Genomic DNA, 13594 nt, shown 5'->3' on the forward strand with positions numbered 1-13594 from the left:
CAATAACCAGCCGCATTTATGGTTACTTGCCACCCTTAAAAGGGTCGATGTACTCCTTATTACTTATTTGATCAGCGATTATATCTTCTTGTTGTTGATTTTTTATATACTCTTCTATTGCCTTCTTATTCCGTCCTACTGTATCAACATAAAATCCTCGGCACCAAAATGCTTGCTTCCATACTTATATTTCAAATTTGCAAACTTCTCAAATATCATTAAGCTACTTTTCCCTTTAAGAAATCCTACAAATCCTGATATACTCATCTTTGGTGGCATTGATACAAGCATATGTATGTGATTTTCACATGCGTTTGCTTCTATTATAACAAAATGAGGTTTTTTTCTGCTCATCGCTTAAGCTTTTCTGAACACACCTGCATAGCAGGTGTTTTTATATAGACAACAAAAATCCACCGACTCTCGCATCGATGGATTAACTTTCTAAATTTATAGACTATTTTTCTGATTCTATTTCCAACTTAAGAAATTTTTCAATATTAAGCTTTTTACTATTTGTATATAAATCAAAAATCCTATGTGCTGGTAATGAGAATAATGTTATATCTTCAAGATTTAAATCTTTTAAAAATTTAATTGTTACTTTACCTAATTGCTTTATCTCTTTATTTTCACTAGGAAAAAGAAGTATATTTTTAACTGAAGTAAAACTTTTTGCTCTAATATACTCATTAAAAGCTAATTGATATAAATATTGCTTTGTAACATCTTCAACTCCAGGGTTCCCACTTAAGATATCTTCAGTTAATTTCATTGAATAATACTTAGCATCAAATATAATAAATGAATTCTTTGATATACTAACAATATCTGGAATTAATGTTGCTGTTTTGTGCTCTTTACCACTTGCAGTTGTCCATTTTGGTGGTGCAATTAACTTTTTCACACTTTCATATTTATTATTTAATACATATCCACATGTTTTTTCCCAAACAACATGAAAACTACGAGTTCCATAAAAACTAATGGTAAAATTATCAGTTTCCATTTTTTCATTAGATATAAAAGATGCCATAGCTTTGAGTAATAATTGTTTTCTATTTACAAATTGAACATTAAGTTCATTATTAATCCTTGAGACAATACTTTGAGGTGTTCCTAAACTATCTTCATCTACTTCAAATATTATAGTTTCCAATCCTAAAAAATCAGTCAATCCTAAGTCATTCAGTTTTTTTGTACATTCATTTAAAATATACCTATGCAATTGTCTAAAATAGTTTTCTTCATCATTTTGAGTGGTATTAGTATAATATTCTAAATATAAAGGTTCTCCTTCACTTATCAGCGGTTGTATCTCATCTATTGTTTTTAACCAATTTATTTCATCCTCACCATTAATGACACAAATGTTCTTTTCATTGGTGTATAGTCCATTTTCAAAAAAATCATTCATTAAAAATATTATTACTGATAACATATTATATATATTTTTAGAATCTATACTACCAATACTTTCAAGTTCATCTTCATCAAGCTTTTCGCGCTTACTATATTCTCCAAACAAGGCCAATAATTGCTTTACGATTGTTTTTTTATCACCTGTATTTGCATACTTAGGTAGACAAAACATAACCCTATCATTAAGAATTAAAATACCTACAAATTCAAACGAAAATAAGTTTTCTTTGCTTTTAGTTAAAATTCGTTTATTTAATAATTCTTGAATAATATCATCACCTAAAAATAATTGATTTCTCAAAGCTTTTATATTGTACTTTTTTAATTCTCTAGAATATATCATACTTATTCATTCCCTGTAGAGTATTTTCCTGCATCCTCAGCCGCTGAACTAAGTGCACTTTCCTCATCGGCATCATTTGGTAAAACGCTAATAACATCAAAATCGAATATCTCTTCACTTTTGTTATATGCCTCAATTATCTTTGAAAATGTATTCAACTCTGATTTAAATAACTTACCTTTCCTATGTTTAAGAACATCTTCAAACAAATACATGAGAAGCTTGCTTTTAAAAATCTCATCTATTGATGAAGATTTTAATTCCTTGTCACTTAAAAAGAATGATCCGATTAACTTATCTTCATTTACATCAGCTTCAATTAATGCATTATTTATACTAATTCTAAGCATGTCCCATTTTATAGTACCATAAGGTTTTAAAGTTATTTCAGTATCTTTAATTTTTGAACTTGCTTCATTAATTCCTAGATATTCAAAATTCCATCTTCTCTTAAATGCCGAATCCATAGGTAAAACACCTTGGTCAGCACTGTTCATCGTTGCCCATATATACATATTATTAGGGATTCTAATTGTAGCAACCTCATCAGCTGCAAATCCACCTTCTTTTATTAAATACTCTCTCATATCTTCTGATGTTGCAATTTCATACTCACTTGTTCCATCCATACTTCTATCAAGCAATTGAAATATATCACCAAAAACAGCCGCTACATTAGCACGATTAATTTCTTCAATTATCAATAAATAATTAGCATTTTCATCATTCTTTATGCTATTTTGTGCTTTTATCCAAGTACGTAAAAAAGGACCTGGTACAAATTCATAAGATACATATTCCGTACCATCAATTCTAAACTTAGGTTTTGGTTTATAATTTCCTACAAATTGTGCATAAGAATAATTAGGATGAAATGTAACCCGTTCATATTTATCTTTAAAAAATTTTTTTCTATCCTCATTTAACTTATAACTTTTTCCTGTGCCTGGGGCCCCGAAAATAATTCTATTATGAGGTTCTATAACATTATTATAAGATACTTGAAGAGCTGATATATCAACTCTTGTATTTGTTGATAATTTAACAAAAATATTATTTAAATCATTTAAACTTCCAATATTGGCATCAATATCAGCTTTCTTAACACCATAGAATTCGTATTCTAAAATCTCTTTTCTTTTTAGAACAATAAGATAATCTCCAGAATGAATCATCTTTCTAAACAAAACGAATTCTTGACTATCAAAGTTAATAAGGGACATCTGAAGCTGATCTGCTTGATTCTTTCTTCTAGCCCTAACTACACTAGTCAGCACTCTTTTTTGATTACTATTATTAAAATTAATCACATCATTCAGTTCTTTTCCGTTCAGATAATCAATATTAATTTTATTTAAAAATACTGGAATTTGAGTAATAAAATATTTTTTCAATTCATTGTCTTGTTCTTCATAATCTTTTGAAAAATATCCTTCGGCCTTTAGGTATGGAAATATATCCATTTGAGCGCCAGTTATAGCAATATGGGTTTGGTTAGTTGTTCTTCCTGCATCTAACGTATTTGATGCTTCTAACTTTTTAACTATAATCCCATCATAGTTATTTGGAATTATAGTCATATCTTGATTATTAAGAACTTCGCATATAATTCTCATTGAATCATTAAAATTCATTAATTTATCTCCCTTCATTTTAAATAAAGCTCTTCAAAACATTAGCAATTGCTCTACCCAACAACGGCGGTACGGAATTACCAATTTGCATATATGTTTTTGTATATGCTCCCCTAAAAAAATAATCATCCGGATATGACTGAACCCTTGCAGCTTCTCTTGGAGTTAATCCTCTTGCTTCAGTAGGATGAATATACATATTACAGTCAAATTTCATATGAGCAGTAATTGTTTTACAAACTTTATTATTCTGAAGCTTAAAATACTTATCTTTAAAAATATCATTTCTGCTTGTGTATGGCATTATATCAGCTATTTTAGGATCGTCGGAGCGATCTCCTTGATTTAATCTCGAAAAAATCTCAATATCTCTATCGTTATTATATCTTGCTTTATGATTAAAAACTACAGAACAATTTCGGCCTTGATTAATCATATTAATATATGGGTTTCTTTCAGCATTACGTGCCGCTTCTATTCTTCTTCCTGATTCTTCTGTATTTAAATTTGTAGAATTTTTAATTCTAGAAGCACTTAATTCACGCAGTCCAAACAACGCATCTTTTAGCACATAGTCTGGAATTGTTAATCCAAAAGCTTCTATCTCTTCAAATATTCTATCATTATTTACTCCAATTCTATTACCTATATAAATTAATCGCTCTCTATTTTGTGGTACCCCGAAATCCTTTGCATTTAGAACCTTAGCTGTAACTGAATACCCAATATTATTGAAATCTTCAATAACTTCATTTGCTACAGACATCATTCCTTTAACATTTTCCATAACAAAAAATCGTGGTTGAACCATATCTACAACTTCAACATAGTTTCGATATAGTTGATTTCTAGGGTCATCTATTAATCTTTGTCTATTTGCCATGCTAAAACCTTGACATGGTGGCCCTCCAATTACAATATCAATAGTATCATATCTGAGTAATCCCTCTAAATTACTAATGACTTCTCTAATATCCCCAAGTACTATATGATCCCTTGGTGTTTCTGGATGATTGTGGGCATACGTATCCACACAACACTCCTGTATGTCATTGGCCAGGCTCGTTATAAACCCTTCTTGTGTAAAACCTAATGACAATCCCCCAGATCCACAAAATAAATCTATCATTTTAAATGAATCTTCATTCACATTTTTTCTTACTGTTCTAATATATGTATTACAATATTTTTTAATAGGGCATTGATCACATTGCTGCCTAGTTTCATTACACAGGCTTTCCATCTTTCCAAATGCACTTTTTATTTCTTCGTACTGAATATATGCCTTTTTAACTTCTTCCGCCCTCGACACAAGAAATTGTTCATTAATTTCTGAACTTACTCTATCAACACAAAATCTACCATTACCTACTGTACTTGATGGCATATATGCTTCAATAAGTTCCTTTATTTCTAATACGTCATTATTTATTTTCATTTTATTCAATCCACTCTCCGATTTCTAATAATGCAGTTCTAACACTTCGTGCAACTGCTCTAGAAACATTTACAGTAACGGCATTACCAAATTGCTTATAAGCTTGACTGTCTGAAACCGGTATTACAAATTCTTCACCAAACCCTTGTAATCTTGCACATTCTCTAGGAGTTAGTCTCCTCACCCTTCCATTTTGTGTTACGTAATTATCTTGGCATGCTCTATGCATTTTAGCCATCGTCGCACACAATGGCCTTGCTATTTGTAAGTCTATTTCAGACCTTCCTATATAACCACCCGTTCCGTTAGACAATATAGTAGGTAAAATTCTTTCCGATAAAAAATACTTATCATCAACATCATGTTCCAATAAGTCCTGCAATGTCAAGCCATTAAGAGATACAGGTAGTGGATAATGATAATCTACATCATGATTTGCAAAACATACAATATAAGTTCTGTTTCTTTTCTGTGGCACACCATATTCTACTGAATTCAATATTTCATCGTACACTTTATAACCTAAATCTTCTTCTAATATTCTTCTAATTGTTGCGAAAGTATTTCCATTATCATGTGTCCTTAATGAACGAACATTTTCTAAAATAATAGCTCGTGGTCTCTGACGTCTTTCAATTTGATTTCGTATTATTTCAGCAATACGGAAAAATAGTGTTCCTCTCGTATCCCCAAATCCTCTCATCTCACCCATCATACTAAATGGCTGACACGGAAATCCTCCTATCAGCACATCGTGATTAGGAATATCTTCCAACGATATTTTATTGATATCTCCTAGAACTATACGATCTCCAAAATTTGTTCTATATGTTTGCACTGCATATTTATCAAAGTCATTTGCCCAAACGATATTATAACCTGCTTCTGAAAAACCTATATCCAAGCCTCCAATTCCGCTAAATAGTGAAACAACATCCATTATTATGTGTCCTCCTTATGCTCTTTTATATACGCCCTAATCCAACACCCTATTTCCGCCGATGCTGTTTTACCTTCATCATAAAGCAATTCCATAAATTCTTTTTTTATTTCTGGTTCAATTGCTATTTCAATTTTTGAAGTTTTCTTTCTCCCAGGTGGTCTTCCACAATTTACTTGTTTGTCTCTCATAGTACTCTCCATTTTAATCCATATTATATATGGTTTATATCAGGGTCAAATCTATTTTAACAAAACATTTTATTATATTCAACTTATATTTTATTTGCTGGCTGTTTCATATTAAGATATGATTTATCCAGCACAGTAACTATTTCTGGAACAATGAATGTTTATAAAAAATTATGAATCCAGTGAATGCCACCAACATTGCTGAAGTCCTAAGAACTCTCAGCAAAAACAAATATATCTAATTTAACTGAATGAAGTATTTTATACATTGTGGTTTACTTATGCAAATATTCTTGGCGCAATAACGTACCGTTTTGGTGAAATTAAAGTGCAATTAAACTGCAAAGTCTAATAGAAAATAATTTGTTGTTTGACTGGATTTTAATTTGCATTTCAACAGCTTGTGTTCAATCACTATTCTTTCCGAATTAGCTAAATTATATTTTTGGGTATATATTATTTCCTCTAAAGTAGGCTAATTAGCTTTAAGGTCACTATTTTTTCGACATCGTCAAAAGCCAATTCATTTTTCAAGTCATTAATTTCTTTATTTTTTGACTGAATCTCGTTATCTTTCAATATTATGACACAGGCTAAATATACTTATATATATTTAACATGTTTTAACCAATTCTTCAAGTAAATCAGATAATATTCCAATTTCATCAGAAGGTATGAATAAAGTAGCTTTGCCAATTTCTATTCTTATATCTTGTTTTTTATGATGATTACTATTGCAATTATGCTATTTGTTTTCCAAAACTCTGTTATTACTCCGTTATATAATGCAAATTTATCCATAATTTTTCCCCAGTTTATTTCATTAACTGCTTCTTCCATTAAAGAACCTCCATCTACTAAAAATATATTTACATTTTAGTAAATGGAGGCTGCTGTTGCTAGTCAGTAAATTTTTGACGTTTTCGCTATATTATTAATTCCATATCATTCTTTTCTATATATTTTTTAATTGGAAAAATCTTTATTACATAAAATTGTAGTTTCCTTTATTCATTTGTTCTATTTCAAATACCATTGTTAATAGAGATTTTTCAAGTCCAATACCCAAAACTTGATTTCGTATATCAGAAAATTCATTAAAAGTAATGCCATCTTTATGCGCAATAAGATTTCGAAGCCTTGAAAATTTTTCTAACTTATTTCCAATTAAATTTAACTTTCCCATATAGAAATCTTTTTTATTTTTATCATTAGTCTTAGTATTAATATAATCAATAATTAGTCTGTCAAGCCTACCTTTTAAACATTTAGCAATTTGTCCAATTGCTAAATGTTTATTTTTTACTATATTATCAATTACAAAATATTCATGATTTCGAATTCCTCTGCTTAATAAATAATTTCGTAAATCATCAATAAATTTTATATGCACTTCATTTTCAATCGCTTTAGCTAAGTTTATAGCAAACATTGAATATTCTAATCCTGAACACTGTTTTAACGATGTAAGTAAAAACTCACTTTGGCTCAAAAACTTTTTAGTATCTAATTCAAAGCTGTTCCAGATATCTTGTCCAAATATATTAAATTCTAAAAACTCCTGGAATGTTGCAATGTCATCTTCCTTACCTCGTGTTAAGATATTTATACTATTTGATACGTGCTCAAATATCACTTGAATTTTAGAGTCTATTTCACTTTCATTTTTGCTCTCTAACATATCTACAAAATACGATTTTAAATTGTTATATGTTTTTAATCTGTCAGCTAACAACCCAAAATTATTTAGTATATACTTAGTTAATTGTGAAAAATCAACTACATTTTCGTTGGGATTTACAGTGAAAATATTCATAAAACTATCTTTCATATCACTAACATATTCTTTTTCTTTATTCATAGATAATTCTCTATTCTTAAATATTATAACACCCAGCGCTTTATTGTGTTTTTTCACTTTTTTATTAAAATTATCCAAATACCCAACCATTTTATATACCTTATCACTTACAGTTGGATTTATATACTCTATTTTTTTATTATTTATTTTATAATATATATTTTTTGCATCAATCAATACAGGGTCAAAATTTTGGCAATCATCACAAGTTATAACTATATCTAAATTACCTCGTAAATATTCTATATTTTCTTCATTATCTGAAGAAATCTGAATCCATTTAGGTTTATTATCGTCGTCCCACATTAATTTAGTTGACTTTTGGAAATATATTTTAATGTTTTTTGCTACGTTATGATTTACATATTTCAACTGATATATATGAGTTCTTTTCCTTTTCCATAAAGGATTTGTACCTTCGGCATTATAACCATTTGTTAAAGCAACAGTTTCAATATTCATTCCAAAATCAGTAATAAAGCTGTTTTTAATTTGTTCTAAAATCCATAACTCAAATAGCTTATCATCAAAACTAGAATTATATAAAAGCAAAGGTAATCTATCTAAATCATCTATTTTAGAATTTAGTGAATGCCACCATTTAACAATTTCACCGTAAGTTTTAGGATTAGATTCACGTCTCCTAACTTTTTGTTCTACTACTGGTAATATTTTATTTATCAACTTTATACAATTATTTTTATCTATTTTCATACTTTCTTCAACGAATAGTTTAAAATCCCCAGAATGTAATAATTTAAACAATTCTTTTTTTAATTTAACAAGTTTCTCCCAATGATCGCTTGAATAAAATTCTTTAATAAAATCCTTATCACTAATGGAAATATCATTAATAAGTTTAAAAGCATATTGCACTATCAATAATAAAAACATATTTTCAATTATATTGTAATCTTCTTTGAGAACCCTACACGGAAAATACTTTTTAGTATGCACATTTAAATATTCAGTTCTTATGTACTTTCGAATATTCAACCTTCCCTTAATTGAATTTACTACATCTGTATCTTCTATTTTTATATCTCTTGCTAGTTGATTGCTAATTTTGTATAATAATTCTTTTAATTCAAGTAATTTAACAATATCGTAATTCAATTTGATTGCTTCAAAAAAATCCGAATAATCGTCAAATTCTATATCATATATATCCATATCGTCATCAGAAGTTTTAATAAAATATGTTGTTATAATATTTTTAGTTTCATTATATAATTTTTTACGAGTCTCAAGATCAAATTTACTCATTGCTGCATCACCTAATAGTTAATACTTTCAAATTCATTTAAGGCTTTGATTACTCTAGGACAGTCTCTCATTATTATTTTTATTTCAGTAGTATCTTCAATCACACCTTCCAATGAAGGAATAATTATGCTACTTATTGCAATATCTATCATATTATTAACATCGTTTGATAGTTTAGTTACATATTTTTGAATGAAATATAGCCTCAATGTATCAATTAATAAGGCAGTTCCAATATCCCTTAATTTAGATTTGGTACCATATCCTCTAAGATAACTAGCTAATTCTTTTACTTTAACTACACCATCTTCAACCTTCATATCACTAATTTCAGATTCAAGAACACTATATTCTTTAATTAATTCATTCTTAATCTTTCTTAATATACTATTAATTTCATTTTCAAATTCACTTTCAATAGGTACTCCAACATAAATATGGGCAAATCTTCGACTTAACGCATAACTGAATTTGAATAAAAAGTTTTTATCGAAATTATTAATTGTTCCAACTAACCTAAAAGTATTGGGGATAAAAATTTTTGACTTTTCATTCTTGTACATATTGTATTGGGGTAGATTCAGAACTGAATAATCTTTATCAAGAGCAGTAAACAAAGCACCAAAAGCAAAATCCATTTTTGCTCTATTAAGCTCATCAATTACTATCCAACTCCCCCTATATTTATAATCCTTTTCATAGAATTTTTTAGAAGCATTTTTATTGCATTCTAAAACAACATCTGTAACATATCCATTTGAAGGCTCTATTCGTTCTCTCTCCGTTTGTTGGTTCATACTGAATGTATATCCCCCAACAGTATCATCAGCTGTCCATTCAGCGTTAGCTGTAAAAACCCTACTATTACATTCAAATACTTCACTTATTCTGCTTGCAATCATTGTCTTCCCTGTTCCTGGGGGTCCATATAATAAAATATGTTTTCCTGCTGCAATTGCTGAAACTATTTCATCTTTTAGACTTTCATGCCCAATTACCTTATCACCGTACTCACCTTCATTCATTACATTATCCCATCTATTACCTATATCATTAAACTCAAACTTTGCAACATAACTTCCTTGTATTCCTTGAGTTAATCGGTAATTCTTATCGAATCGCTTACTGTCTGGTACAATTGATAATTCAATATAAGCACTTTCTAAATCCTTCTTTATATGTGGAATATCTTTTCCATGAAAATATGATACATATTTTTCTTTTGCAACTTTATAATTATGTGATTTTGCAACTATCTCACCTTTTATCTGATAACCATTAGCAATCATTTGCTGGTTTTGTGAAACTATAATTTGATATACCTCATTGTTATCAATTATAATAATTTCTTCTCCAAGATTAATACCTTCAAATCTTAAATTATTATCTGAAACAACAGATATATCTTTATCATTTTCTGATATTTCTATATAAGGAGCAATAATTTTTATTTCTTCTTTATTCATCAAAATTGCCTCCGTTCATTCTATAGTGTTCCATTATTTCCTCCTCAAATTGATTAGGTAATCCTCCATAATAATTTATAAAATCAATAGTGGTGTTATGTTTATGATAATAAGTAAAAGGTAAAGTTTTCATTTTATTTATTACTTCTTCTCCTAATCCTGTTATTTCATATTTGTAATTATTAGTCTCATATGAAGTAACTCTACATAGTCCTAAATATTCTAAAACATTAAAGATTTGATTTTCTTGACTTGTATCATTTGCTTCACTATGGATAATAATCTCAACTATCTCATTAACAGCATTTTCATTTTCTTGATTAGATAATTTTCTAGCATGCCTAAACTGCTTATCCGTAATTTTATGTACTCCTTTTTCTTTGACTCTTTTTAATACATCTAAAGCTAAAATACCTGGTTTAACAATCCTATTTTCTATAAGTTTTCTATATGGACTATAATTACATGCATTAATTATACTTTTTTCCGATTTACTTAATACTCCCTTATTGGAATATTCAGAGCCTTGAAATCTAAGTATCCATAAAAACAGAAACTCCTTACATGTAATTTCCCCACAGTAGTGCTTCTTACCAATGTCAGTAATCCTTATATATTCTCTTCCATCTATTTTGTCAAAGTATATAATGGGTAATATTCTAGGTATACTAGATGCATTCTTCCAAAATATTTTATGTGATTCTTCTAAAGTTTCCTTAGTTTTATAATACTTACATAGTTTTTTAGTTAACTCACTGTCTACTCTTTTGTAATCACTAGTATCTTCATTGTTCAAAATATACTCTGCAAAAGGTACTAATACTTTATCATAATAATTTGCACCATTGCTCTTAGTTACTATCAAAAACTGTCTTTCAGAAAAAAGGTTTCCGATAGGCATATTACTTATATTGTCATTCATTCCATTCCCCCCTTTTATGTGTAAAATTAATTATATTTTAACATATTACTACAAAATTAGACAACCATTTTCCAAAATAAGCAATAGAACTATGATTTTCTAGTACTCTTTTCTTCAGTATACATATGTATACGTCAAAGATTTACGGTATGGAATCGAAAACTACAAACTTATATAATAAAACCAGTAGGCATCAGATCACTTTCTACTGGCTTATTAGAATTAAATATTTTTTCCAATTTTCTATTTTTTTAAATGGAATTTTCAACTCTTTAGGTAAATCTTTTGAACAAGGTATCACATATACTAAAAGCCTTCACTTTTAGTCTCCCTGTTTGACAGCACTCTAGCAGATATACTAAGTGTTTTTCTAATATTAGACCGTTAGTTTTTACATTTTCAACAATGCTATAAAACGAAGTGCTACGCTTAACTCCTCTAGATAAAGTTGAAAGCAGCCAATTTTTTGCATTGCTTCTGATAGTAGAAAAGTAAATAGAATCAAAAAACATTGCTATTAAATATATCTTTAGTAATATTTACTATTATTGAAATGACTCTGAATTATATACAATCCAGCAAAACTCCAACATACCCCCAAGTACCCTTATTTCTGCGTAAATGTACACCTTCCTCAACCAAAAATACCCCCAAACACTATAAAATGTACCCTTTGTCAAGTACATTTTTGAAAAGTCCCTATGCAACTTCAATAAGATGATTTCTGTACTCTACAGGAGTCATCTTTTTTTAATTCCATTGATATCTATACTTATTATAGTAGAGCATATATTGTTTTATTTCGTGCTCTAATTCTTGTAGTGTATTGCATTGTTTAATATATGCTTCATCATTAAAGTGTCCAAAAAATGATTCTTGTGGAGCATTATCCCAACAATTTCCGCGACGGGACATAGACTGTCCTAAACCACACTTTTTTACTAACTTTTGATAAATGGGACTTGTATAGTGGACACCTTGGTCAGAGTGAATAAATGCACCTTCAGCTAATTTAATATTTCTTTTCATTAACTTTTTTATCGTAGTTGTTGCTAGGTCTATTGCCAAGCTAGTAGATATGTTATAGGCAAGTATTTCATTGGTTGAACCATCTTTTATTGTAGACAAATAAGCCTTTTTACCATTGCCATAAAATAAGTATGTTATATCGGTAAGAAGAACTTTTCCAGGTATATTTTGTTTGAAATTTCTATTCAATAGATTAGGCAAAGTTGAATATTCCAATGTTGCTTTAATTATTTTTCTATGTGGATTAGCCTTTCTAATGGGACATACGATATCATATTTTTTCATAATACGTCTTATTCGTTTTAAGTTATAGATAATGTTAAATTGCCCTTCTAGTGTCATTTTAATTTGTCTTGCACCTTTTTTACGACGCTTAAATTTATAAGCTTTTAAGATATTATCTTTTAAGATTTTATCATTGTTTTCTTTTTCTTTTCTTTTTTGTATAGATCTATTTGAAAAGTAATTATAATAACCTGATCTAGATACACCTACAGCTTCACATAAGTAGCAAACCATATTCTTTAATTTATAATTTTTTACAGTGTCTCTTATTAGAAGAAACTTGTCCTCTACACATAACTTTATTTTTTTATTTTCATCCCCCTTTCCAGTAGCTCGATTTTTTTTAGTAGTTCATTCTCCGCCTTTAGCAACTTAACTTGAGCTTCCAATTTACTGTTCTGTTCCTTTAAAGTTAAACTTTTATTTACAGTTTTCTTATTGACTAATTTTTTTCCATCATCTAAACCTAATACGCCTTCTTCTTTAAAAGTTCTACGCCATCTTTTTCCAGCGGCTTTTATCCTAATCATACCTAAAGTTTCTATATCAAAGCCACACTCTTCAAATATTTGTTTTGTTGTTTTTCCATTATCATGAGCTGCTATTAATAGAAGCTTAAATTCATTAGTGTAAGTGATTTTTTTAAAAGTAACAGAATTTACATATTTATTTTGTGATAATATCTTTAACTCTTTTTCGGTGAAATCTTTTTTACTCATGCTCTCTCTCCCATATTAATTTACTTAAATTATAACAAATAAAAACCCCTATAGGTGGACTTTTAATACTGTCTACTC

11 protein-coding genes are annotated in these 13594 nt (G+C 28.8%); all 11 read right to left on the reverse strand.

The genetic code is table 11. The features are described 5' to 3' along the window. Positions 1–135 precede the first annotated feature (135 nt). Positions 136–354 (reverse strand): IS200/IS605 family transposase, encoded by a 219-nt coding sequence (gene tnpA / locus B8978_RS20480; RefSeq protein ID WP_423236705.1) that lies wholly within the window; start codon positions 352–354, stop codon positions 136–138. 103 nt (positions 355–457) lie between these two features. After that, positions 458–1765 carry an LlaJI family restriction endonuclease gene (locus B8978_RS03220; protein ID WP_084113837.1) on the reverse strand — a complete coding sequence of 436 codons (1308 nt, stop codon included), beginning with the start codon at positions 1763–1765 and terminating at the stop codon, positions 458–460. 2 nt (positions 1766–1767) lie between these two features. After that, positions 1768–3399 carry an AAA family ATPase gene (locus B8978_RS03225; RefSeq protein WP_176212591.1) on the reverse strand — a complete coding sequence of 544 codons (1632 nt, stop codon included), beginning with the start codon at positions 3397–3399 and terminating at the stop codon, positions 1768–1770. 19 nt (positions 3400–3418) lie between these two features. Next, positions 3419–4837: a DNA cytosine methyltransferase gene (locus B8978_RS03230; RefSeq protein WP_084114417.1), complete on the reverse strand. Its 1419-nt coding sequence runs from the start codon at positions 4835–4837 to the stop codon at positions 3419–3421. 1 nt (position 4838) lies between these two features. After that, positions 4839–5777 carry a DNA cytosine methyltransferase gene (locus B8978_RS03235; RefSeq protein ID WP_084113839.1) on the reverse strand — a complete coding sequence of 313 codons (939 nt, stop codon included), beginning with the start codon at positions 5775–5777 and terminating at the stop codon, positions 4839–4841. 2 nt (positions 5778–5779) lie between these two features. After that, a complete protein-coding gene (locus tag B8978_RS03240) occupies positions 5780–5968 on the reverse strand; it encodes an antitoxin (RefSeq protein WP_084113840.1) in 189 nt (62 codons plus the stop codon). Between the two features lie 705 nt (positions 5969–6673). Then, on the reverse strand, positions 6674–6808 hold the full coding sequence (locus B8978_RS20350; RefSeq protein ID WP_278326709.1) for a hypothetical protein: 135 nt from the start codon (positions 6806–6808) through the stop codon (positions 6674–6676). A gap of 145 nt (positions 6809–6953) precedes the next feature. Beyond that, a complete protein-coding gene (locus B8978_RS03245; RefSeq protein ID WP_084113841.1) occupies positions 6954–9095 on the reverse strand; it encodes a hypothetical protein in 2142 nt (713 codons plus the stop codon). An 11-nt stretch (positions 9096–9106) separates the two neighbouring features. Beyond that, positions 9107–10561: an AAA family ATPase gene (locus B8978_RS03250; RefSeq protein WP_084113842.1), complete on the reverse strand. Its 1455-nt coding sequence runs from the start codon at positions 10559–10561 to the stop codon at positions 9107–9109. After that, positions 10554–11483: a hypothetical protein gene (locus B8978_RS03255; RefSeq protein ID WP_084113843.1), complete on the reverse strand. Its 930-nt coding sequence runs from the start codon at positions 11481–11483 to the stop codon at positions 10554–10556. Before B8978_RS03255 ends, B8978_RS03250 begins: the two co-directional genes overlap by 8 nt. Positions 11484–12233: 750 nt before the next feature. After that, positions 12234–13516 (reverse strand): IS3 family transposase gene (locus B8978_RS03260; RefSeq protein WP_139795957.1). Its coding sequence is split into 2 segments (ribosomal slippage): positions 12234–13135 and positions 13135–13516, totalling 1284 coding nucleotides; the frame shifts between segments, so codons are not numbered across the junction. Positions 13517–13594: the final 78 nt, after the last annotated feature.

Source organism: Clostridium acidisoli DSM 12555 (genome assembly GCF_900176305.1).
GTDB lineage: Bacteria > Bacillota > Clostridia > Clostridiales > Clostridiaceae > Clostridium_I > Clostridium_I acidisoli.